Source organism: Klebsiella sp. V115_8 (assembly GCF_029967715.1).
GTDB lineage: Bacteria > Pseudomonadota > Gammaproteobacteria > Enterobacterales > Enterobacteriaceae > Klebsiella > Klebsiella quasipneumoniae.
This window is the reverse complement of sequence record NZ_JASCAR010000045.1, coordinates 42,460-64,595: the sequence shown is the minus strand read 5'-3', so window position 1 is coordinate 64,595 and position 22,136 is coordinate 42,460. Positions and strand designations below refer to the sequence as shown.

Below are 22,136 nucleotides of genomic sequence, written 5' to 3'. Positions count from 1 at the left end.
TGGCCGCCCCCTGTGCGCTCCCTGCGCCGTAAGAGACATAACGCAGAAAATTAACCGGGAGCGCAATCTGCCCGGAATTGACATAACGCAGGCGATTAGCCGGGAGCGCAAACTACGCTGAAGCCACAGATAACATAAAAAACCACACGGCAGCCCTTCCCCTCACCCTGGCCCTCTCCCGGAGGGAAAGGGAACCGTCCGGCGGTCGCTTCCGCTACCCTCCCCTACTTCGCCAGGCTGGCAAAGCGGGCGAAGACCGCATCAAAAATCCCCAGCCCCTGCGCCACCTGCTCAGCAGTAATGGTGCACGGCGGTACCACATGAATGCGGTTCTCCACCACAAAGGCCAGCAGCCCGGCTTCGGTCAGGGCCCCTTTGATCGCGGCCATGTCGGCGGCGGTCAACGGCGTTTTTTGTTCACGGCAGCTCACCAGCTCCAGTGCCTGGAACAGGCCGCGACCGCGCACCTCGCCGATAATGGCGTGCTTCTCCGCCAGCGCCTCGAGACCGGGGCGCAGCACCTCGTTGCCGATATAGGCCGCGTTCTCAACCACCTTCTCCTCTTTCATCGCGTCGATGGTGGCGACAATCGCCGCCATCGCCAGCGGATGGCCGGAGTAGGTCAGCCCCCCGGCAAAGAAGTGATCGTCAAAATAGCGGGCAATCGGCTCGCTAATCAGCACCCCGCCCGCCGGCACGTAGCCGGCGTTAACCCCCTTGGCAAAGGTCACCAGATCCGGCACCACGCCATCCTGTTCGAAGGCGAACCAGCTGCCGGTACGACCAAAGCCGGCCATCACCTCATCGAGGATCAGCACGATGCCAAACTCGTCGGCCAGCGCGCGCACGCCCTGCATATAGCCTGCCGGCGGCACGAGGATCCCGGCGGTGCCGGGGATAGACTCCAGCAGGATCGCCGCGATAGCCGTCGGCCCCTCGCATTCAATGATCCGCCGCAGATGGGCCAGCGCACGCTGGCACTCCTCCTCCTCGGTCGCAGCGTTGAACTCGCTGCGGTAAAGGTAAGGATTGAAGAAGTGCACATGGCCGCGGGAAAACTCATTCGGCACCCGGCGCCAGTCGCCGGTGGCGGCGATCGCGCTGCCGGTGTTGCCATGGTAGGAGCGATAGGCCGACAGCACCTTGTCGCGTCCGGTATACAGCCGCGCCATGCGAATCGCGTTCTCATTGGCATCCGCCCCGGCGTTGGTGAAAAACACCTTGCTGAAGCCCGCCGGCGCCAGGTCGACGATGCGCTTCGCCGCTTCGCCGCGGGCAAGGTTGGCGGTAGCGGGCGCAATGGTGACCAGGGTCTCCAGCTGCGCCTTCATGGCCGCCAGCACCCGGGGATGTTGATAGCCAATGTTGACGTTCACCAGCTGGCTGCTGAAGTCGAGCCAGGTGTTCCCCTCATAATCCCATAGCTCGCAGCCTTGCGCCCCGGCGATGACCAGCGGGTTGAGATTGCCCTGCATCGACCATGAATGAAACACATAGGCGCGATCCAATTGCCGAACTTCGTCATTGCTTACCGCGACCTCGTTGTGAATTGCCAGCTTCATACCCTGCCCTCTCTCATGTCGTAGTGGTTGACTTCATCATTGGCCGCGGCCGCGCAAATCGGATAGAGCCAGTGTGCGCAAAACGATGTGACACGGTGTCACATCCCCGCCCGTCGTCTGGCCCTGTGCCTTGCCGTCCGGCGTTTTTATAGTGAAGGGACAACCGCACAGGAGAATGAGATGGCAACGAGCAACGTAGTGTTTATCACCGGGGCAACCTCGGGTTTTGGCGAAGCGGCAGCGCAGGTGTTTGCCGATGCGGGCTGGTCGCTGGTGTTGAGCGGGCGCCGCTATCCGCGACTGAAGGCCTTGCAGGACAGACTCGCCGCCCAGGTGCCGGTGCATATTATTGAGCTTGACGTTCGCGACAGCGAGGCGGTGGCTGCGGCGGTGGCGTCGCTACCCGCCGATTTCGCCGATATCACCACCCTGATCAACAACGCCGGGCTGGCGCTGTCGCCGCTGCCGGCGCAGGAGGTGGCCCTGGAGGACTGGAAAACGATGATCGACACCAACGTCACCGGTCTGGTGACGATGACCCACGCTCTGCTGCCGACGCTGATCCGCCATGGCGCCGGGGCGAGCATTATCAATATCGGCTCGATCGCCGGGCAGTGGCCCTATCCCGGCAGCCATGTCTATGGCGCCAGCAAGGCCTTTGTAAAACAGTTCAGCTATAATCTGCGCTGCGATCTGCTTGGCACCGGCGTGCGGGTCACCGATCTGGCGCCGGGGATTGCCGAGACCGAATTTACCCTGGTGCGCACTAAGGGCGACCAGGCGGCATCGGATAAGCTCTATCGCGGCACCACGCCGCTGAGCGCGCGCGATATCGCCGAGCAGATGTTTTATATCGCCACGCTGCCGGCGCATATGAACATTAACCGGGTGGAGGTGATGCCGGTGCGCCAGGCGTGGCAGCCGTTCGCCATCGACCGGGATTAAGCGAAACCCGACGCTCCCCCTGCCGGCGCTGCCGGCAGGGGGCACAGGCCGGTCTAGCGGCTGCTTTGCAGAAACTGCCTGACGCGTTCGGAGTCAGGTTGCGTGAAAAACTTCTCCGGCGGCGCCTTCTCAATCAGCAGCCCCTTCTCCAGAAACACCACCTCATTGGACACCTGGCGGGCAAAATCCATCTCGTGGGTCACCACCACCATGGTGTAGCCCTCGGCGGCAAGGGCTTTCATCACCCCTAACACCTCGTTCACCAGCTCCGGATCCAGCGCCGAGGTCGGTTCGTCAAAGAGGATAACTTCCGGCGACATCGCCAGCGAACGGGCGATCGCCACCCGCTGCTTCTGCCCGCCGGAGAGAGTGATCGGGTAGACATCGGCTTTGTGCGCCATGCCGACTTTCTCCAGCTGCTGCATGGCCATGGCCTGCGCCTCGTCTCGTTTCATGCCCTTAACGCGCAGCAGCGCCTCGCTGACGTTCTGCTGCACGGTCAGGTGCGGCCACAGGTTAAAACTCTGAAACACCATCCCCACCCGTTCGCGGATTTTTGCCAGCTGGCGGTGCGACATTGCCCGGCCGCGCTGCTCATCAATCCCCAGCCGCTGACCGCCGATATGAATTTCGCCGCGGTCCGGCTGTTCCAGCCAGTTCATACAGCGCAGCAGGGTGGATTTTCCCGACCCGGACGAGCCGAGAATACTCACCACGGTCCCCTTCTCCACCGTCAGGTTAATATCCCGCAGGACTTCCACATTATCGAACTGCTTGGAGACGTTTTTGACGCTTACGGCAATAGACTCAGGCATGGCTCATTCCTCTTTTGGCTCCCCAGGCGGTCAGGCGCTTAATCAGCAGCTCCAGCAGAATGCTGATCGCCCAGTAAAGCCCAATGGCGACGATAAAGGCGTTAAACGGAATAAAATAGGTCGCCTGGACGCTGTTGGCGGCGGCGGTGATCTCCTGAACGGTAATAATGCTCAGGAAAGCGGTGTCCTTCAGGCAGATAATCAGCTGATTGCCGATCAGCGGTAAGGCGGAAGAGACGATATTGGGTAAAATAATCCGCCGAAAAATGGCATAGCGAGAAAAGCCCTGAGCAATGGCGGCTTCAATATACCCGCCGGAAAATACCCGCCGCTGGCTGCGCAATATTTCAAAGAAATAGGCGCCATGATAAATAATCAGGGCCAGTAAACCGGCGGTCCACGGCTCCATGCTTATACCGAGCTGCGGCAGTCCGTAATACAGCAGATAGGCGAGGATCAAAAAAGGGATCGCGCGCATCAGGCTGACGAAACCAATGATAACCCGGTTAAGGACTTTCTTTTGATATTCGCTAAAATAACACAGCGCAATACCGATAATAAGGGCCGCGAGGGCGGCGGTAATAAACAGTTCGAGGGTCGCGAATAACCCGGCAATAAAGCTATCGCGTACCGACCAGATAACGCCCCACTGATTCATAATACCTCCCGTTGCTAGCGCGCCAGGCGCCTGGCTTTCCGTTCCGCGATCCCCTGCAGCTTCAATAAACAGCCGATGATCGCCACATACAGCAGGCCGGCGGCGAGGATCGGCGACAGCGGCTCGTAGGTGACCGAGGAGATACGGTTGGTCACCCGGGTGAGATCCACCACGCCGATCACGGCGATCGCCGGGCTACCTTTGATCAAAAACGACATCTCATTGACCAGCGCCGGCAGGCTCTCGATCCACATCTGCGGCAGCATGATGTAGCGGAAGTAGGTCCAGCGGCGCATTCCCACCGATTCCGCCGCCTCCCGCTGTTCGCGCGGAAAGGTGCGGAAGGCGTTGCGCCAGATCTCAGCGTTAAACGCCGAGGTGTTAAGCGTCAGCGCCACGATGGCGGCCACGTTCTTGTCGAGGTTGATGCCCATCGTGGGCAGGGAAAGGAACAGAAACAGCACCAGCGTCACCAGCGGCGTCGCGCGGGCCAGGCTGATATAGACCACCAGCAGCTGGTCGATAACCGGCAGGCGCAGCATCCGCACCAGGGCGATCAGCAGCCCCGCCACCACCCCGAAGGCGATAGCGATGGCCGAAATCCAGAGGGTCGTCCATGCGCCTTCGATTAATAACTGCCAGGAAATTGCATCCATGAGGCCCTCCTTCTCAGCAACAGGCGGCGGTCGCCCGCCGCGGAACATTACAGACCGGCAAGCTTATGAAACTGTTCCGGGCTGGTGATCGCCTCGGTGGGCAGGTTGTCATAGGTTTCGCCAAACCACTTTTTCTGCAGCTCGGCGAGCTTGCCGGTCTCCTTCATGTGGTTCATAAACTTGGTCATATAGGCCAGCAGCTGCGGCGAGTTTTTCGGGATCGGCCACGCCATATAGCCCGGTCCGGAGACGGCCAGCCCTTTGGCGAAGACCTTCGGTTTGGCTTTCGCCAGGTCGTTTACCGAGATCACCACGTTAATCACGTAATCCAGCCGCTTATTCGCCAGGTCGGCGTAGGCTTCCGGATAGGAGGGGTACTCCACCACCGGCCCCAGCTTGCCGCCGGTCTTCTCCAGCATCGCCTTCAGCTCCGGCAAACGCGCCAGCAGCGCGCTGCCCGCCTGCACGCCCACTTTTTTGCCGCTGAGATCGGCAATGGTGTTTAGCGAGGTATCGCCAGCGCGTTTGACGAAATAGTGCTGCGCGGAGGCCCACGGCGGGGTGAAATCAAAGACCTTCAGCCGCTCATCGGTAATAACCGCCCCGGTCAAGGCCATATCGTATTGTCCGGTGGAGACGGCCGCTAATAATCCGGTCCACGGTAATATGCTCTGGTCGACATGAAATTTGGCGTATTTACGTAACTCCTCAAGCATATCTTTGTTAAAGCCATCGGCCTGACCATTATTCATAAAGTTAAATGGCGCATAATCATCTTCCGTCGCCACTTTCAGGGTGCCGGATTTTTCTATTTCCGGCAGATCGGCCGCGACGGCGTGATAAGAAAAAGCAACCGTTAATACAGCGCTCAGACACATTGATGCCAATGATTTTTTCATTATTTCACCCCTGATGGATGGGCCAGACGGGTTCATTCCAGAACGCGAAAAGGTTTATGCAAAATAGAGGCCGGGAGGTTCCGGTCCGCGGCGGCTGAATGCGTTTTTAATGTGGGAGCGTTTTGCAATTCCGTATAGAGCCAGATGGGCCGCATCGCTGTGTCAGATGGCGGAAGGGTGGTATGGAATTTGCTGAGCTTATGGGGTGGTCGCGATGCGTTATTGCCAGAGGAGCCCCGTATGATCCGTCACCTGTTACACGTTGATTTTGAGCCTGGCCGCGGTTTGCAGGAGCAGGTGCGAGAGACGCTGGTGAATGCCATTCTCAGCGGGATCTTCGCCGCCGACACCCCGCTGCCCTCCTGCCGCCAGCTGGCCAGCCAGCTGCGCGTCTCGCGCAATACCACCGCCCTGGTGTTCGAAAGCCTGGTCAACGAGGGCTATCTGATAAGCCGCCCGCGAAGCGGTTACTACCTGCATCCCGACTATCACGACGCTTCGGCTCCCGCGGTCGAGAGTGCACCGCAGCGCGAAGCGGCTGCACCACGCTGGGGCGACCGGCTGCAGATGACCCCCAGCCAGCAGGAGTCGATCCTCAAACCGGCGGGCTGGATGCACTACCGCTACCCGTTTATCTACGGCCAGCCCGATACCCGACAGTTCCCGCTGGCCACCTGGCGCTCGGCGGCCAACTGGCTGCACGGCGGGGTGCGCGATCCGGCGTGGGTGGTCGACCATATTGACCAGGATGTGCCGATGCTCATCGAGCAGATCCGCACCCGGGTGCTGCCCAAGCGCGGCATTGTCGCCGCCCCGGACGAAATTCTCATCACCCTGGGCTCGCAAAACGCCCTCTACCTGCTGACACGGCTGCTGCTCTCTTCCACCACCCGCATTGGCGTCGAAAACCCCTGCTTTCGCGAAGCCATCAACACCTTTCTGCTCGCCGACGCCGAGGTAGCGCCGCACCCGGTGGATGAAGAGGGGATCGTGCTTAATGAGCGTCCCTGCGATTACTACTATGTCACCCCCGGCCACCAGGTGCCCACCGGAGTGGCGATGAGCAGCGCGCGCCGCCGCCAGCTGCTGGAGCATGCCGCCCGCCATGACGCGGTGATCATTGAAGATGATTATGACTCGGAGAGTAACTTTACCCAAAACCCGCTGCCGGCGCTGAAGGCCAGCGATCGCAGCGGCCGGGTGGTGTATGTCAGCAGCCTGTCAAAGGCGCTGTCGCCGGGGCTGCGGCTGGGGTTTATGGTCGCCGACCCGGACCTGATCGACGAGGCGCGCGCCCTGCGCCGGCTGGTCTATCGCCATCCGCCGACCAACATTCAGTACCAGATGGCCCACTTCCTCGCCCAGGGCCATTATGAAACCCATCTGCGGCGCTACCACTACGACTCCGCCCAGCGCTGGGAGCGCCTGCACGCCGCCCTGCAGCGCTACCTGCCGTCGTGCCGCGCGCTGGCGGGGAGCGAACACGCTAACGCCTTCTGGCTGCAGACCCCGGCGCAGATCAACACCCAGCAGCTTACCTGGCGCGCCGCCCACGCCGGCGTGCTGATTGAGCCCGGGGCGCGCCATTTTCTCAACGCCGCGCCGCCGGATAACTACTTTCGCATGGGATTCCACGCCATTAACCCCGACGCCATCGCCCGGGGGGTGGAAGTCCTGCGCGGCCAGCTGGAGCAGATGGGTTAGCGGGATTGCTCATACTCGACGGCATCGCGCACGTTGAGCAGCGCCGGGCGCAGGCTGTCGAAAGGCACCGAACCGAGCGCGATGCGCAGCGCCTGGGGGATCGTGGCGGAGACGCAGAACGGCTCGGCGGTCGACACCGAAATACGGTGTTCCATCAGCGCATTCGCCAGCCGGTCGGCGCGGCTCTCTTCGCCCAGCGGCAGCCAGACGAAGTACGAATCGGGATGACTCACGACGGGAAGCCCACAAAGCACCTCGCGGGCCACCTGCTGCCGCTGTCGCGCATCCTGTCGTTTCTGCGTTTCAAAGCGGGCCACCGTGCCATCTTCAATCCAGGCGCAGATCAGCGAGCTTATCAGCGTCGGCGTATTCCACGTCGTGGCCCGGATGGCGCGCTCAATCTCCGGCCGATAGCGCGGCGGAGAAATCACCACCCCCACGCGCAGTCCGGTGGCGATATTTTTCGAAAATCCGGTGACATACACCGTTCTTTCCGGCGCATAGCTGACCACCGGCGGCGGCGGACGGCTCACCAGCCGGGCGTAGGCGGCATCTTCGATAATCAGCAGATCGTGCTGGCGCGCGAGGTCGGCCAGCGCCTGCCGCTGCCCGGCGTTGAGCACCCAGCCCAGCGGATTGTGCAGCGTCGGCATGGTATACACCGCCCGCACCCGCCGCTGCTGGCACAGCGTGTGAAGCGCCTGCAGGTCCGGCCCTTCGGCCCGACAGGGGATCGCCGCCAGCTCCAGATGATAGAGCGCCGCCAGCACCTTGAAGCCCGAATAGGTCAGCGCATCCACCGCCACCACATCCCCCGGACGTAACAGCCCCATAACGGTCACCGCCAGCCCGTGCTGCGCGCCGTTGACGATCAGGACATTTTCCGCGTCCGGCGCAAAGTGCCGGCAGGTCAAATGGCGGGCGATAATTTCCCGCTCGGCGAGCCGCCCGGCGTGAGGCTGATAGCGCAGATGCGAGTCAATATCGCCCGCCATCGCCAGCTGCCTGAGCGCCTCGCGCAGCGCATCGCCCTGCGCCGGCAGCGAAGGGTAGTTGAAGTTAAGATCCACGACGTCGGCGGCCACCACCTGCTGGTCGACCCCATGCCCCGGCGGCAGCGAGAGGTCCCGCACGAAGGTGCCGCGCCCGGTTTCGCCACTGACCAGCCCCATCTCCTCCAGTTCACGGTAGACGCGCGTGGCGGTGGCCAGCGAGAGGCGTTCCTCGGCGGCCAGGGTACGGTGCGTCGGCAGACGGGTGCCGGCGGGCAGCTGCCCGCTGCGGATCGCCTGCGCGTATCGGTCGACAACGGCTTTGTATCGGGCTTTCATCGTGAAATGTATCTATGACAATAATTTGATTGTATCAGATTGGCCACATTACCATCGCCGCTGACGATGCTCAAGCGGGCGCAGCCCAATCAGATAACGCGAGGTTAACGTGGTAGATTCAACACTGGATAAATCGGCGCCCGGCCCCTGGTCCGGATGGCTTCATGGTTTACTGGGGGTGATCATTTTCAGCGGTTCGCTGCCCGCGACGCGGCTGGCGGTGCTGGATATGGATCCGTTGTTATTGACCTTTCTGCGCGCCTCCATCGCAGGGCTGCTTGCCGTCGCCCTGCTGGTCGGCTTTCGTCAGAAACGCCCGCGCCTGGCGCAGCTTGTGCCCCTGATCATCGTCTCATCCGGGGTGGTGATCGGCTTTCCCCTGCTCACGGCGCTGGCACTGCAGCGCATCACTTCGGCGCATTCGATTGTGTTCATTGGCCTGCTGCCGCTGATGACCGCCCTCTTCGGCGTACTGCGCGGCGGCGAACGTCCGCGGCGGGCTTTCTGGATCTTTTCGCTGCTGGGCAGCCTGCTGGTGATGGGATTCGCCCTGACGCAAAGTGCGGCGGCGTCGCTCAGCGGCGATCTGCTGATGCTGGCGGCGGTGATCGCCTGCGGCCTCGGCTATGCGGAAGGGGCAAAGCTGACCCGGGAGCTCGGCGGCTGGCAGGTGATTTGCTGGGCGCTGGTGATAGCCCTGCCGTTGATGCTCCCCGCCTCGCTGATGGTTCAGCCCGCCTCCTGGCGCGCCATATCGACCTCCTCCTGGGCCGCGCTGGGCTATGTGTCGCTCTTCAGCATGCTGATTGGTTTTATCTTCTGGTACAAAGGGCTGGCCGCGGGCGGGATCGCCGCCGTCGGCCAGCTCCAGCTATTGCAGCCGTTCTTTGGGCTTGGCCTGTCGGCGGCGCTGTTGCACGAAACCGTCAGCCCCTTGATGCTGGCGGTCACCCTCGGGGTGGTGCTGAGCGTGGTGGGCTCGCGCAAATTTGGCCGCCAGCGGGTTGGCGCAGGGAGCGGGAGCCGCGCTTGACCTGACGCGTCGCCCCGCCGGGGAGGATGAGCGCCTACACCGGCCGCGCGTACTGGAGCATCACCTGCAGCAGCACGTTGGCCCCGGCGGCGACGTGCTCCGGCGAGGCATACTCCATTTCGTTATGGCTGATCCCGTCCTTGCAGGGGATAAAAATCATCCCGGTCGGCGCCAGGTAGCTCATATACACGGCGTCATGCCCGGCGCCGGAGACAATCGGTCGCGCCGGGTAGCCCAGCCGCTGCGCGGCATCGGCAATGGCCTGCTGGCATTCGCTATCGAACGGCGCCGCCGGATAGTGACTCACCTGCTTCAGGGCCACCTGCAGACCGCTCTCCCGTTCAACCTCCGTGATAAACGCCCGCAGCTGGCGATCCATTTCATCCACCAGCGCATCGCTGAGATTGCGCATATCAATGGAGAAGGTGACCTCCCCGGGCACCACGTTGCGGCTGTTGGGCCACGCCTGCACGCTGCCGACGGTGCCGCGTCCCTCTTCGCTGCGCCCGGCAATGGCGACCACCTCCTGCATAATGCGGGTCGCCACCTGCAGGGCATCCTGACGCAGGCGCATCGGCGTGGGTCCGGCGTGCGACGCCTGGCCGGTCACCACGCAGTCGTACCAGCGGATCCCCAGCACGCCCTGCACGATACCGATGGTTTTCGCTTCATCTTCGAGAATCGGTCCCTGCTCAATGTGCGCCTCAAAATAGGCGCCGATGGGATGCTCTCCCGGGGTCTGCTCGCCGATATAGCCGATCTGCGCCAGCGCCTCGCCGACGCTGACGCCCTCTTTATCCGTGACGGCCCAGGTCTCCTCCAGCGGGAAGACCCCGGCAAAGACCCCGGAGCCCATCATCACCGGCACGAAGCGCGACCCCTCTTCGTTGGTCCAGAACACCACCTCAATCGGCGCCTCGGTGGCAATCTGCCGATCGTTGAGCGTGCGCACCACCTCCAGCGCCGCCAGGACGCCGTAGTTGCCGTCAAATTTGCCGCCGGAGGGCTGGGTGTCGATATGGCTGCCGGAGACGATGGGCGGCAGGCTGGGGTTGCGCCCTTCCCGGCGCATAAACACATTGCCGATTTTATCGATGGTGACGCTCATCCCGGCCTCCCGCGCCCAGCCAATCACCCGGTCCCGCCCCTGGCGGTCGAGGTCGGTGAGGGTCAGACGGCGGCAGCCGCCCTTCGGCGTGGCGCCGATCTGAGCAAGATCCATTAACGACGCCCACAGGCGGTCGCCATTGATGCGCCAGCGGGTGGTGTCGGTGGCGGGGGTAAAAAGTACATCACTGCTCATGGTGGTCTCCTGACATCAAGGTCGCCGCCAGCGCAACCGGCGGTGGAAAATAAGGCATCAGCGCCTGGCCTTCATCTGTAGAGTGTGTTGCCGTCGGTCAGACGGCCAGGGCCTGCGCGTGGGCGTCAATCGCCAGCTCGCGCCAGCGGTGGCAACTCACCGTGTGGCGCTCCGCTGCGGCCTCCGTCGGCGGCAGGCTCTGCTCGCAGACCGGGCGACGGTGCGGACAGCGCTCGGCAAAGGCGCAGCCGGGGGGCAAGCGCGCCAGATCCGGCGGCGCGCCGGGAATGCAGTGCAGGGCATCGCCTTTCTTGAGCCCCTCTTTCGGCCGGCTGCCCAGCAGCACCCGGGTATAAGGATGGCGCGGGTGGCGCAGGATCTCGCTCATGGCGGCCTCCTCAACGATCCGCCCGGCGTACATCACCGCCACCCGGTCGGCAATCTCCACCGCGGCGCCGATGTCGTGGGTCACAAACACGATCGACAGCCCGCGCTGCTTTTGCTGCTCGCGCAGCAGGATCAGGATCTGGATTTGCACCGTGGCGTCGAGGGCGGTGGTCGGCTCATCCGCCAGCAGCAGCTGCGGGTTACAGGAGAGCGCAAGGGCGATCATCGCCCGCTGGCGCATCCCGCCGGACATCTCGTGCGGGTAAGCCTCCAGCCGCCGTTCGGGGCTGGGAATGCGCACCTGGCGCAGGGCCTCCAGCGCCCTGTCCCGGGCCGCCTGGCGCGACAGCCCTTCGTGGCGGCGCAGCCCTTCTATAATCTGCTGGCCGACGGTGTAGACCGGATCGAAGGCCAGCAGCGGCTCCTGAAAAATCATCGCGCAGCGCCCGCCGCGATAGCGCCGCAGCTGGCTGGCGTTCATCGTCAGCACCGCGTCGTCCCCCACCCGCAGGGTGCCGGAGAGCTCACTGCTCCCCGGCGGGTGCAGGCGCATCAGCGCCCGCAGGGTCACGCTCTTGCCGGAACCCGACTCGCCAATCAACGCCATCACCTCCCCCTTTTGTACGTCAAAGGAGACGCCGTTGACCGCGTTGATGGTCTGTCCGTCGCGGCGAAAGACGACCCGCAGGTCGCGCACATGGACAAAGGCGTTATGCGACATGGCTGACCTCCTTAAGGGGGATGCGCTGATGCCAGGGCGAGGCTGACTGCGCCATCAGGCAGGCGCTCTGGTGCCCCTCCCCGACCGCCTCCAGCCGCGGTTTCACCTCGGCGCAAACCGCCTTCGCGTGCGGGCAGCGGGTGTGAAAGCGGCAGCCGCTCGGCGGCGCGATGGGGCTGGGGGGATCGCCGCTTAGCGGCGAGGTCAGGGTGCGGTTTTGCGGATCCATGGAGGGCATCGAGCTTAACAGCGCCCGGGTATAGGGATGGGCGGAGGCGGTAAACAGCTGCTCCGCCGGGCCGATCTCCACCACTTCGCCAAGGTACATGACGAGGATCCGATCCGACAGCCAGCGCACCACGTGCAGATCGTGGCTGATAAACACATAGGTCAGCTCGAGGGTCCGCTTCAGCTCCTGCAGCAGCTGCAGCACCTGAGCTTCCACCGATTTATCCAGCGCCGACACCGCTTCATCAAGAATGACCAGCCGCGGCTTCATCGCCAGCGCGCGGGCGATATTCACCCGCTGCCGCTGGCCGCCGGAGAGCGCATGCGGATAGCGGTCGGCAAAGCGCGCCGGCTCAAGGCCAACGTGCGCCAGCAGATAGCGGGCGTATTCGCTGGCCTCTCTGGCGCTGACGCCGTGGACGCGCTGGCCGAAGGCGATGCTCTCCTCCATGGTCAGGCGCGGATTGAGCGAGGCATAGCTGTCCTGGAAAACCATCTGCACCTGGCGACGGTAGGCTTTCAGCGGCAGACGCGACGAGCCGACCCCCAGCCCGTCGAAGATCAGTTCGCCGCTGTCCTGGGTGAGCAGCTGCATCAGCAGCCGGGCGGTGGTCGATTTGCCGCAACCCGACTCGCCGACCACCCCCAGGGTTTCGCCTTTCATCACCGTGAAGCTGATATCGTCCACCGCCTGGACTACCTCCCGGCCTTTGCCGCCGCGGAAGTACTTCAGCAGGTGATTGACTTTCAGCAGCGGCTGCGCTGGCCCGCCGAGGTCGATATTGGTAAAGGGTTGCATCGCTTACTCCTTAATCGCCATTGCCGCACGCAGGCGGTCCGCGAGGATATTGAACGAAATGGAGGTGATAAAAATCATCAGGCCCGGCAGGGCGGCCACCCACGGCTGGGTATAGATTGCCGTGCGCAGCGTATTGAGCATCAGCCCCCACTCGGGCTCCGGCGGCCGCACGCCGAGGCCGAGAAACGACAGGCCGGAGGCGAGGATCATGCACACCGAAATCAGCCCGGTGGAGAAGACGAAGATCGGCCCGAGCACGTTACCCAGCACCTGGACGCGGATAATGGTCAACGCGCTGGCGCCGGTGGCCCGGGCGGCATCGATATAGTCCATATGCCGTACCTGGGCGGTCACGCTCTCGGCAATCCGCGCCACCTGCGGGACAAACACCAGGGTCAGCGACAGCAGCGCATTGCCGATGCCCGCCCCCAGCGCCCCCGACAGCGCAATCGCCAGCAGAACCGAGGGAAAGGCATAGAACACATCCACGGTGCGCATGATCAGGGTATTGATTTTGCCGCCCATGTAGCCAGCGATGATCCCGATGGCGCCGCCGATAAAAAAGGCGAACACCACCGGGACAATCCCCATAAACAGCGACAGCCGGGTGCCGAGGATCAGTCGCGACAGCATGTCGCGCCCCAGCTCATCAGAGCCCAGCGGGAAGCCGTCGCTGCCGATGGGCTTCAGGCGCAGGAACATCGACGTTTGATAGGGGTCTTTGACGATAAGCCACGGCCCGAACAGCGCCAGGGCCAGCAGAACGAGAATGATCGCGCCGACGAATACCCCGCCCGGATCGCGCAGCAGGCGGCGCAGCACGCCGCGCCAGTAACCTTGCCGGGAAGCGTTGGCCGGCGCGGCCGGGACCGCTTTCGTCGTTGCCGTATCCACCATGGTCAGCTCCTCTTAATGCGCGGGTCGAGGGTGGTCTGCAGAATATCCACCAACAGGTTGAGCAATACGAAAAACAGCGCCAGCACCCAGATGGTGCCCTGCAGCAGGGGCAGGTCGCGCTGAAAAATGGCGGTGTTGAGCAGCAGTCCGGTTCCCGGCCAGGAGAAGACGGTCTCCACGAGGATCGAGCCGCCCATCAGATAGCCCACCTGCAGCCCCATCACCGCCAGCGCGGTTGGCGCGGCATTTTTCATGACGTGGACAAAGATGCGCGACTCGTTGAGCCCGCGAGCGCGCAGGCCAACGATGAACTCCTGGCTGAGGATATCGGCGACCTGCGAGCGCACGGTGCGGGCGATAATCCCGGTCGGGATCACCGACAGCGTGATAGCCGGCAGCAGCATGAACTGCAGGTGCGCCCAGTCCCATTGCCAGCCCACCTCGCCTATCGGCCCGCCGCCGGTGGCCGGCAGCAGCGCGAACTTGACGCTGCAGAGGATCACCAGCAGCATCCCCAGCCAGTAGTGCGGCACGCTGACGCCAAACACCGACAACACCGAGGCCAGACGGTCAATGACGCTGTTGCGAAAATAGCCGGCGACAAAGCCGAACAGACTGCCGAGGACGAAGCCGATCGCCGTCGCCAGCAGCGCCAGGCGCAGGGAGTAGCTTACCGCGGTCATCACCTCGTCTATCACCGGGCGGCCGGTGGCGACCGACATTCCGAGGTCGCCGTGCAGCGCCCGCCACAGCCAGTGGATAAACTGCAGGGGCAGCGGCTTATCAAAGCCGTAGGCCTGCATCAACGTCTGGCGCAGCGCCTCCGAGGCGTCCGGCGGCATTACCGACACCAGCGGGTCGCCAGGCGCTATCTGCACCAGCATGAAACAGATCACCGCCACCCCAAGCATGGTGGGGATAGCCAGCAGAATGCGGTATAGCAGCGTATTGATCATCGGTCGCCCCTTTCGCGATTACTCTTTTTTGCTCACCAGACTGAGGTCGATAAACCAGCTCTGCGGTTGCACCACCCCGGTCACCGCGGGCGAAATCGCGCGCGGCCCGACGTCGTGGGCGACAAACAGGAACGGCACCTGATCCACCAGCGCGGCGTGCAGCTCGCCGGCGGCTTTATTCATCGCTTCCGGGGTAAAGGCGTGCTTGACGGCGGCGGCCAGTTTTTCCGTCTCCGGGGTGGAGAAGTAGCCCCAGTTGGTCGCCACCGGCGGAAACGCTTTGGCGGTGGAGAAGCGGATCAGGCCAAAATAGGGATCGTTGACCGCGGCGCTGACGTTGATCGCGTCGATCCCTTTTGCCGAGGGATCCCGGGCGCCCAGACGCCAGTTGGTGAACAGGGTGTTCCATTCCACCACTTTGATATCCACATTGAAGAAGCAGCTCTTCAGGCTCTGCTGGATATACTCGTTCATCGGCAAGGGCTGCATCTGCCCGGAGCCGGAAGCCGAGGTCGCCACCGTGACGTGCAGCGGCTTGCCGGCGCTGTATCCGGCCTCGGTCATCAGCTGACGGGCGGCGTCCGGGTCATATTTGATTTGGAAGGTGGGTTTGCCATGCCACGGGCTGTCGGCCTCGTAGACCCCGGTGGCCTCGGTCATATAGCCGCCGAGGTAGCTCTTCAGCTCGGCGCGGTTCAGACACAGGTTGGCCGCTTTGCGCACCCGAATGTCCTGCCACGGGGATCCTTTTTCAAAGGAGAACTGCCAGGGCCACAGGTGCGGCTGGGTGTTGGCGTAGAGGTGAAAACCCTGAGACTTGATCTGATCGATGGCGTCCGGCGCCGGGGCTTCAATCCAGTCCACCTGCTTCGACAGCAGCGCCGCGGTGCGGGCGTTAGCCTCCGGCAAGGGGATCAGCACCACCTTATCCACCCGGGGAATGCGATCTTTATTCCAGTAGTCGGGATTTTTCGCGAGGATCAGCTGCTGACGCGGCACCAGCTTCTCCAGTTTGAACGGGCCGCTGCCCACCGCATGGGCGGCGAAGGCGGTCCACGCCTGTTTGCTGCGCGCGGCGCTATCGCCCGCGCTGGCCGGCACCGCGTCATACTGCTTCTGCCACGCCGTGGGCGAGACAATAAACAGGTTGGTGATGTTGTACGGCAGCAGCGCGTCCGGTTCCGAGGTGGTCAGCGCCACGGTGTGATCGTCAATTTTCTCCGCGCCGGCGAGGGTCGGCATCCGCGACAGGGTGTTGCCGATCTGACCCGGGGCGTACTGTGGCGCTGCTTTATTGAGCACCTTATCCACGTTCCAGACGATGGCGTCGGCGTTCACCTCGATCCCATCATGAAATTTCACCCCCGGACGCAGGGTGAAAATCCAGCGGCGGGTGTTCTGCGGATCGATGTGCCACTCGGTCGCCAGCCCCGGCACCAGACCGCTGGGCTTTTCCCCTTGCGACAGATCCCACTCCACCAGCGCGTCGTACAGCGGGATGCCGGTAAAGCGGTTGCCCTCATAGCCCTGATCCGGCTGGCCGAGGGTCAACGGAATATCCGCGGCGGTCATGGCGATCCGCAGCGTGGAGGCGTTGGCAGGTAAGGCGGCGCCCGCCAGGGCCAGTGCGCCGCTCACCGCCACGGCGAGACGACCGGCACGCGAAAATAACGTCGTTTTGTGCATCACATGATCCCTGTTAAATAAAGTGTCACTGATTAACAGGCAAAATGCGTACCAGCTCTGGTGCGGGCGGAAATAGGCCGAAACCGACCGATAAAATAAGAAGGACTTATATTATCACCATGATAATTATGGGAAAATAATTCAACCTTATTCTGCCGCACCGCCAGCGGGAAATATGTTGCAGAATTGCACCAGTCGCTATATCGCAAAATTTAAATAATCACGTCGCGTCACTTTTTTATGCTTCCCCCTCCCCCGCCGCGGCGTATTCTCCGCCGGGAACAATCCCTTCTATACTTCAGAGAACACATCGACCGGGAGAGACTATGCCTTTAGCCGATTTTCACCGCTCCGATCCGTTTACCCTCGGTATCGAACTGGAGCTGCAGGTGGTGAACCCGCCGGGTTACGACCTCAGCCAGGATGCCTCGACTCTGATTGCCGACGTCCAGCATGAACTGACCGTGGGAGAAGCCAAGCACGATATCACCGAGAGCATGCTGGAGATCGCCACCGGGGTATGTCGCGACATCAGCCATGCGCAAGCCCAGCTCAGCGCCATCCAGCAGGCGGTCCAGCGCGCGGCGCTGCATCATCATCTGCAGATCTGCGGCGGCGGTTCGCACCCTTTTCATGCCTGGCAGCGCCAGCAGATCAGCGACAATCCGCGCTATGTCAAAACCGTCGAGCATTTTGGCTATCTGGCGCAGCAGGCGACGGTCTTTGGCCAGCATGTGCACGTCGGCTGCCAGAGCGGCGACGACGCCATCTATCTGCTGCACGGCCTGTCGCGCTTTGTACCGCATTTCATCGCCCTTAACGCCGCCTCGCCGTGGTTCGACAGCACCGACAGCCGCTTCGCCTGTTCGCGCCTCAACCGCTTCTCCTCTTATCCCGACAACGGCCCGATGCCGTGGGTGGCCGACTGGCAGGGGTTTCGTCGCCTGTTCCGCCAGCTGAGCTACACCAGCATGATCGACAGCATGAAGGATCTGCACTGGGATATTCGCCCCAGCCCGCAGTTTGGGACCGTCGAGGTGCGGGTGATGGACACCCCCCTGACCCTTGCCCAGGCGATCCACATCGCCGGCTTTATTCAGACCCTGGCCTGCTGGCTGTTGACGGAGCGTCCTTTTAAGCACCAGCCTGACGATTATCTGCTGTACCCTTTTAACCGCTATCAGGCCTGTCGCTACGGGCTGGACGGGACTCTCACCGATGTGCGCGGCGGGGAGCAGCGCAGCATCCGCCAGGAGATCCTGCAGCTCGCCGACCGGCTGGCTCCTTTCGCCCATCAGTTGAAGGCGACGGCGGCGCTGGAGGCGGTGGTTCGCCAGGCGAAATCGCCGCACAGCGAGGCGCAGCAGATGCGCGAGTTTATCGCCAACGGCGGTTCGCTTTCCGGGCTGGTGCAAAAACACTGTGAGATTTGGGCGGCATAAGGCAGCGAGGCGGGTATACTCGGCGCAGACCATAGAAAGGACCGCCCATGTTATTACGCTGCCTGCTCCCCCTGGCGCTGCTGCCCCTGGCCACCCTCGCCAGCGCCGCCTGTACCCTCACCGACCCGACGCTGACCCTGCAGAGCTATCGGGTGGATGCGCAGAAAGAGCGCATTGCGATGTACTGGCAGGATCGGCACGGCAAAGCCTGGGGTTCCCTGCGTTCGCTGCTGGCGGGTATCGATGGCGATGGCCGGGTGCAGATGGCGATGAACGGCGGCATTTACGATAAGGCCTACGCGCCGCTGGGGCTGTATATCGAAGACGGCAAGCGCCTGACGCCGGTAAACCGCTCCGCCGGCGGCGGGAACTTCTTTATCCGCCCCGGCGGCGTATTCCTGGTGGAGAACGGCCGGGCGAAAATCGTGCCGCTGCCGGCGTTTAAACGCTCTCCCGCCATCCGCTATGCGGTGCAGTCCGGCCCGATGCTGATTGAAAATGGCGCTATCAACTGGCGGCTGAAGCCCTCCGCCAGCTCCCGCAAACTGCGCAACGGCGTTGGCATCGATAAGCAGGGCCGGGTGGTGTTTATGCTCAGCGATCGGGAAACCAACTTCTATGATTTTGCCTGCTATGCGCAGTCAAAGCTTGGGGTGCGGCAGATGCTTTATCTCGACGGCACCCTGTCGAAGATGTACCGCAAAGGCGGCAGCGTGCCGTGGCAGTATCATCCGTTCGTGACCATGATAACGGTGGAGAGGAAATAGCGGGCGCGTTTGGGGGCGGCCATTCCAGCCAGGAGAGTGAATAAATTAACGACAGGCCGGGCAAGGGATTGCCGCCGTGCCCGATGTCCTTGCCCGGTGGCGCTGCGCTTACCGGGCCTACAAAGTCTGCTCGCTATGGTATGGCCCCTGAAAACTACGGGCTTGCAGCGGGGCCGATTCCCCCTGACCCCGGCTCTCCCCCAGAGGAGAGGGGAGAGCCCGGTAGTCGTTGTGGCGCCGCGCTTACCCCCGCCGATGCGCCCACTCGCGCATACGCTGAAACAGCACATACAGCGAAGGAATAAACAGGATGCCAACCATCGTCGCCACCAGCATCCCGCTGAACACCGTGGTGCCGATGATCCGCCGGCTCTGCGCCCCGGCGCCGGTGGCGAGCATCATCGGCATGATGCCGATAATAAACGACACCGCGGTCATCATCACCGCGCGGAAGCGGCGGGTGGCGCCCTCGCGCGCGGCGTCGACTATCGACATCCCCTCCTCGCGCCGGCTGCGGGCGAACTCAACGATCAGAATCGCATTCTTCGCCGCCAGGGCGATCAGCAGCACCAGCCCTATCTGGACATACACATCGTTGGCATAGCCCGCCGTCCACAGCCAGACCAGCGCTCCGCCGATGGCGAACAGCACCGAGAGCATGACGCTCGCCGGCAGCGTCCAGCTTTCATACTGCGCCACCAGGAACAGCCACGCCATCGCCACCGCCGCCAGCACGATCCACACCGCCTGATTGCCGGTCTGCTGCTCCTGCCAGGAGATCCCGCTCCAGGCGTAGTCATACCCCGGCGGCAGATGGGCCTGCAAAATCTGCTCCATGGCCGCCATCGCCGTGCGGCTGCTGACCCCCTCGGCCGCTGAACCGCTCACCGACACGGACGGGAACTGGTTGTACTGCTGAATAAACGGCGCCCCCACCGTCGGCGTAATGGTGACCAGATTGCTCAGCCGCACCCGCTCGCCGTCGCGGCTGCGGACGTACAGCTCGCTAATCTGCTCAGCCCGCTCGCGCCACTGCATCTCATTTTGCATCACCACATGATAGACACGGTTGTTAAGACTGAAATCGCCGGCGCGCGTGCCGCCGAACGCCGTCTGCAGGCTGCTGAAGATCTGCGCCACCGGCACATCCAGCAGCGCCGCCCGATCGCGGTCGACCGTCAGGGTCAGCTGCGGCACGTTGCTGCTCCAGGTGGTAAATACCCGGCTCAGCTGCGGATGCTGGTTCGCCAGCTGAAGGATCTCCCGCGTCACCTGCTCCAGCTCCGCCGACGACTGACCGGCCTGCGCCAGAATGCGCAGATCAAACCCCGAGGCATTGCCCAGGCCCGGCAGGGTCGGCGGCGCGAAGGTCATGATCGTCGCCTCCGGCAGCGACAGCAGCTGGCGCTGAATATCCGCCATCACCGTATCCAGCGGCGGCCGCTGATGCCAGTCCTTGAGCATCACCGAGATAAACCCGCCGTTAGCGGCGCTGGTGCCGTTGAGAATGTTAAAGCCGGACACCTGAATCACATCCTCCACCGCCGGGTTAGCCGTCAGCAGCTTGCGCGCCTGGGCCATCACCGCTTCGGTGCGCTCCAGCGACGCCGCCTCCGGCAGCTGCACACTGGCAAACAGGTAGCCCTGATCTTCCTGCGGCAGGAAGCCTTTCGGCATCGAGGTGAAGCTGAACGCCACCAGCGCGCCCGCCGCCACCGTCGCCGCCAGCGCCAGCCACGGGCGGCGGTTCATCCACCCCACCAGCCGGCCATAGCCGTCGCGGGTGCCGTCGAGAAGACGGTTAAACGCCCGCCACACTGCCGCCGGCCGGGCGGGTCGCGGGCGCAGCAGCAGCGCGCAGAGGGCCGGGGTCAGGGTTAACGCCACCAGGCTCGACAGGGCCACCGCGGTGGAGAGCGTCACGGCAAACTGCCGATACAGCTCGCCGACGATCCCCAGGAGCAGCGCCACCGGCACAAACACCGCCAACAGCACCAGGGTCGTGGCGATCACCGGCCCGGCGATCTGCCGCAGCGCCTGGGCGGTGGCCTGCAGGCGATCCAGTCCTTCCGCCATTTTGGTTTCGACATTCTCCACCACCACAATGGCGTCATCCACCACCATCGTCAGGGCAAGAATAATCGCGAACAGGCTGAGGGTGTTGGCGCTGTAGCCCAGCAGATAGAGCACCGCAAAGGTGCCGATCAGTGACACCGGGATCGCCAGGGCCACGATCAGCGTCGCCCGCCAGCTCTGCAGGAACAGCGACACCACCACCACCACCGCCAGCAGGGTCAGCGCCAGCGAGACGCCGATCTCTTTGATCGTCGCCGCCACAAAGCGGGTGGTATCGAACTTCACCTCCCAGGTGAGATCCGCCGGAAAGCGAGTGTGCAGGCGGTTAAGCTCCGCGCGCACCGCGCTGGCGACCTGCAGGGCGTTGGCGGTTGGCGTCGGATAGATCCCCAGATAGGCCGACGCTTTACCGTTCAGCTGCGCGCCGGAGCTGTAGCTGCGGGCGCCCAGCTCGATGGTCGCCACGTCGGCGAGGCGCACCAGCTGCCCCTGCGCGCCGCGACGGAGGATAATCTCGCCAAAGCTGGCCGCCTCGTTCAGACGCCCCAGTCCGTTGATGGTCAGCGTCTGCTGCTGGCCGTTGAACACCGGTGGGGTGCCCACCTGCCCCGCCGCCCCCTGCACATTCTGCTCGCGCAGCGCCTGGGCAACGTCATCCGTGGTGATGTTGAGGGCGTTCATGCGGTCCGGGCGCAGCCAGATGCGCATGCTGTAATCCCGGGCGCCAAACATCTGCACCTCGCCGACGCCGGGCAGGCGGGCCAGCGCCTCGCGCACCTGGGTGCTGGCGTAATTGCTGACAAACAGCGGCGACAGCGTGACCAGCGGCGAGTAAAGGCTTACCCCCATCAGCAGGTTGCTGGCGCGCTTGCGCACCTGGACGCCATTCTGCTGCACTTCCGCCGGAAGCTGCGCCAGCGCCTGCGCCACCCGGTTTTGCACGTCGATCGCCGCCAGATCGGCATCGGTGCCTGCCGCGAAGGTGATACTCAGGCGGTACGTCCCCTCGTCCGAGCTGGTGGACTCCATATACAGCATATGATCGACGCCGTTGAGCTGGGTCTCCAGCGGGGCGGCGATGGCCTCCGCCACGTCTGACGCGCTGGCGCCCGGCCAGCTGGCGGTGACGTTCACCACCGGGGGCGTGATCGCCGGGTACTGCTCCACCGGGATCAGCTTCAGCGATACCGCGCCGACAAAGGTCAGCAGCAGCGCGATCACCATCGCAAATCGCGGACGACGGATAAAAAAGGTCAGCATCCCCTCTCCTT

18 protein-coding genes are annotated in these 22,136 nt (G+C 63.3%); 5 read left to right on the top strand and 13 right to left on the bottom strand.

Annotated elements, in window-relative coordinates; genetic code table 11:
* Positions 1–224: 224 nt before the first annotated feature.
* Entirely contained in the window at positions 225–1,562 is a 1,338-nt protein-coding gene (locus tag QLG03_RS23560; protein WP_152843153.1) for an aspartate aminotransferase family protein, read from the bottom strand.
* A 180-nt stretch (positions 1,563–1,742) separates the two neighbouring features.
* Here QLG03_RS23560 and QLG03_RS23555 point away from each other — a divergent pair, with 180 nt between their 5' ends.
* The gene (locus tag QLG03_RS23555) at positions 1,743–2,507 is read left to right on the top strand and encodes an SDR family NAD(P)-dependent oxidoreductase (RefSeq protein ID WP_023288749.1); all 765 of its coding nucleotides are present in this window, start codon (positions 1,743–1,745) and stop codon (positions 2,505–2,507) included.
* A 53-nt stretch (positions 2,508–2,560) separates the two neighbouring features.
* Here the strand turns inward: QLG03_RS23555 and QLG03_RS23550 are convergent, their stop codons facing one another.
* Genes QLG03_RS23550 through QLG03_RS23535 form a run of 4 tightly spaced genes read right to left on the bottom strand, consistent with a single transcriptional unit; the run spans position 2,561 to position 5,535 of the window.
* Positions 2,561–3,322 (bottom strand): amino acid ABC transporter ATP-binding protein, encoded by a 762-nt coding sequence (locus QLG03_RS23550; RefSeq protein WP_032455037.1) that lies wholly within the window; start codon positions 3,320–3,322, stop codon positions 2,561–2,563.
* Entirely contained in the window at positions 3,315–3,980 is a 666-nt protein-coding gene (locus QLG03_RS23545; protein ID WP_048296980.1) for an ABC transporter permease subunit, read from the bottom strand. Before QLG03_RS23545 ends, QLG03_RS23550 begins: the two co-directional genes overlap by 8 nt.
* A gap of 14 nt (positions 3,981–3,994) precedes the next feature.
* Complete coding sequence (locus tag QLG03_RS23540; RefSeq protein ID WP_002893187.1) at positions 3,995–4,636, bottom strand: amino acid ABC transporter permease; 642 nt, start codon at positions 4,634–4,636, stop codon at positions 3,995–3,997.
* Positions 4,637–4,683: 47 nt separating this feature from the next.
* Positions 4,684–5,535 (bottom strand): transporter substrate-binding domain-containing protein, encoded by an 852-nt coding sequence (locus tag QLG03_RS23535; RefSeq protein ID WP_022631237.1) that lies wholly within the window; start codon positions 5,533–5,535, stop codon positions 4,684–4,686.
* Between the two features lie 240 nt (positions 5,536–5,775).
* On the opposite strand from QLG03_RS23535, the gene QLG03_RS23530 reads away from it, so the two are divergent.
* Positions 5,776–7,239: a PLP-dependent aminotransferase family protein gene (locus tag QLG03_RS23530; RefSeq protein ID WP_255988338.1), complete on the top strand. Its 1,464-nt coding sequence runs from the start codon at positions 5,776–5,778 to the stop codon at positions 7,237–7,239.
* Here QLG03_RS23530 and QLG03_RS23525 read toward each other — a convergent pair.
* Positions 7,236–8,570: a PLP-dependent aminotransferase family protein gene (locus QLG03_RS23525; protein WP_101989645.1), complete on the bottom strand. Its 1,335-nt coding sequence runs from the start codon at positions 8,568–8,570 to the stop codon at positions 7,236–7,238. The genes QLG03_RS23530 and QLG03_RS23525 overlap by 4 nt on opposite strands.
* Before the next feature lie 124 nt (positions 8,571–8,694).
* On the opposite strand from QLG03_RS23525, the gene QLG03_RS23520 reads away from it, so the two are divergent.
* Entirely contained in the window at positions 8,695–9,603 is a 909-nt protein-coding gene (locus tag QLG03_RS23520) for a DMT family transporter (protein ID WP_255988530.1), read from the top strand.
* Between the two features lie 34 nt (positions 9,604–9,637).
* Here the strand turns inward: QLG03_RS23520 and QLG03_RS23515 are convergent, their stop codons facing one another.
* The 6 genes from QLG03_RS23515 to QLG03_RS23490 all read right to left on the bottom strand — a co-directional run bounded on the left by QLG03_RS23515 (position 9,638) and on the right by QLG03_RS23490 (position 16,580).
* Complete coding sequence (locus QLG03_RS23515; protein ID WP_255988341.1) at positions 9,638–10,906, bottom strand: Zn-dependent hydrolase; 1,269 nt, start codon at positions 10,904–10,906, stop codon at positions 9,638–9,640.
* 97 nt (positions 10,907–11,003) lie between these two features.
* Positions 11,004–12,014 carry an ABC transporter ATP-binding protein gene (locus QLG03_RS23510; RefSeq protein ID WP_044521499.1) on the bottom strand — a complete coding sequence of 337 codons (1,011 nt, stop codon included), beginning with the start codon at positions 12,012–12,014 and terminating at the stop codon, positions 11,004–11,006.
* Positions 12,004–13,041: an ABC transporter ATP-binding protein gene (locus tag QLG03_RS23505; RefSeq protein WP_064157783.1), complete on the bottom strand. Its 1,038-nt coding sequence runs from the start codon at positions 13,039–13,041 to the stop codon at positions 12,004–12,006. Before QLG03_RS23505 ends, QLG03_RS23510 begins: the two co-directional genes overlap by 11 nt.
* A 3-nt stretch (positions 13,042–13,044) precedes the next feature.
* Complete coding sequence (locus QLG03_RS23500) at positions 13,045–13,938, bottom strand: ABC transporter permease (RefSeq protein WP_023288741.1); 894 nt, start codon at positions 13,936–13,938, stop codon at positions 13,045–13,047.
* A gap of 2 nt (positions 13,939–13,940) precedes the next feature.
* Entirely contained in the window at positions 13,941–14,894 is a 954-nt protein-coding gene (locus QLG03_RS23495; protein ID WP_023288740.1) for an ABC transporter permease, read from the bottom strand.
* Positions 14,895–14,912: 18 nt separating this feature from the next.
* On the bottom strand, positions 14,913–16,580 hold the full coding sequence (locus tag QLG03_RS23490) for an ABC transporter substrate-binding protein (protein WP_255988342.1): 1,668 nt from the start codon (positions 16,578–16,580) through the stop codon (positions 14,913–14,915).
* A gap of 326 nt (positions 16,581–16,906) precedes the next feature.
* Here QLG03_RS23490 and QLG03_RS23485 point away from each other — a divergent pair, with 326 nt between their 5' ends.
* Both QLG03_RS23485 and QLG03_RS23480 read left to right on the top strand, forming a co-directional pair.
* Positions 16,907–18,022, top strand: a complete 1,116-nt coding sequence (locus QLG03_RS23485; RefSeq protein WP_048296974.1) for a YbdK family carboxylate-amine ligase — start codon at positions 16,907–16,909, stop codon at positions 18,020–18,022.
* A 47-nt stretch (positions 18,023–18,069) separates the two neighbouring features.
* Positions 18,070–18,789, top strand: coding sequence for a phosphodiester glycosidase family protein (locus QLG03_RS23480; protein WP_065882582.1), 720 nt, complete (start codon positions 18,070–18,072; stop codon positions 18,787–18,789).
* Between the two features lie 243 nt (positions 18,790–19,032).
* On the opposite strand, the gene QLG03_RS23475 is transcribed toward QLG03_RS23480, so the two are convergent.
* Positions 19,033–22,125, bottom strand: a complete 3,093-nt coding sequence (locus tag QLG03_RS23475) for an efflux RND transporter permease subunit (RefSeq protein ID WP_282473672.1) — start codon at positions 22,123–22,125, stop codon at positions 19,033–19,035.
* Between the last annotated feature and the right edge of the window lie 11 nt (positions 22,126–22,136).

Bases quoted from the DNA above. Each gene is read 5' to 3' on its own strand.
- QLG03_RS23560 (WP_152843153.1), bottom strand. From the start codon at position 1,562: ATGAAGCTGGCAATTCACAACGAGGTCGCGGTAAGCAATGACGAAGTT.
- QLG03_RS23555 (WP_023288749.1), top strand. From the start codon at position 1,743: ATGGCAACGAGCAACGTAGTGTTTATCACCGGGGCAACCTCGGGTTTT.
- QLG03_RS23550 (WP_032455037.1), bottom strand. From the start codon at position 3,322: ATGCCTGAGTCTATTGCCGTAAGCGTCAAAAACGTCTCCAAGCAGTTC.
- QLG03_RS23545 (WP_048296980.1), bottom strand. From the start codon at position 3,980: ATGAATCAGTGGGGCGTTATCTGGTCGGTACGCGATAGCTTTATTGCC.
- QLG03_RS23540 (WP_002893187.1), bottom strand. From the start codon at position 4,636: ATGGATGCAATTTCCTGGCAGTTATTAATCGAAGGCGCATGGACGACC.
- QLG03_RS23535 (WP_022631237.1), bottom strand. From the start codon at position 5,535: ATGAAAAAATCATTGGCATCAATGTGTCTGAGCGCTGTATTAACGGTT.
- QLG03_RS23530 (WP_255988338.1), top strand. From the start codon at position 5,776: ATGATCCGTCACCTGTTACACGTTGATTTTGAGCCTGGCCGCGGTTTG.
- QLG03_RS23525 (WP_101989645.1), bottom strand. From the start codon at position 8,570: ATGAAAGCCCGATACAAAGCCGTTGTCGACCGATACGCGCAGGCGATC.
- QLG03_RS23515 (WP_255988341.1), bottom strand. From the start codon at position 10,906: ATGAGCAGTGATGTACTTTTTACCCCCGCCACCGACACCACCCGCTGG.
- QLG03_RS23510 (WP_044521499.1), bottom strand. From the start codon at position 12,014: ATGTCGCATAACGCCTTTGTCCATGTGCGCGACCTGCGGGTCGTCTTT.
- QLG03_RS23505 (WP_064157783.1), bottom strand. From the start codon at position 13,041: ATGCAACCCTTTACCAATATCGACCTCGGCGGGCCAGCGCAGCCGCTG.
- QLG03_RS23500 (WP_023288741.1), bottom strand. From the start codon at position 13,938: ATGGTGGATACGGCAACGACGAAAGCGGTCCCGGCCGCGCCGGCCAAC.
- QLG03_RS23495 (WP_023288740.1), bottom strand. From the start codon at position 14,894: ATGATCAATACGCTGCTATACCGCATTCTGCTGGCTATCCCCACCATG.
- QLG03_RS23490 (WP_255988342.1), bottom strand. From the start codon at position 16,580: ATGCACAAAACGACGTTATTTTCGCGTGCCGGTCGTCTCGCCGTGGCG.
- QLG03_RS23485 (WP_048296974.1), top strand. From the start codon at position 16,907: ATGCCTTTAGCCGATTTTCACCGCTCCGATCCGTTTACCCTCGGTATC.
- QLG03_RS23480 (WP_065882582.1), top strand. From the start codon at position 18,070: ATGTTATTACGCTGCCTGCTCCCCCTGGCGCTGCTGCCCCTGGCCACC.
- QLG03_RS23475 (WP_282473672.1), bottom strand. From the start codon at position 22,125: ATGCTGACCTTTTTTATCCGTCGTCCGCGATTTGCGATGGTGATCGCG.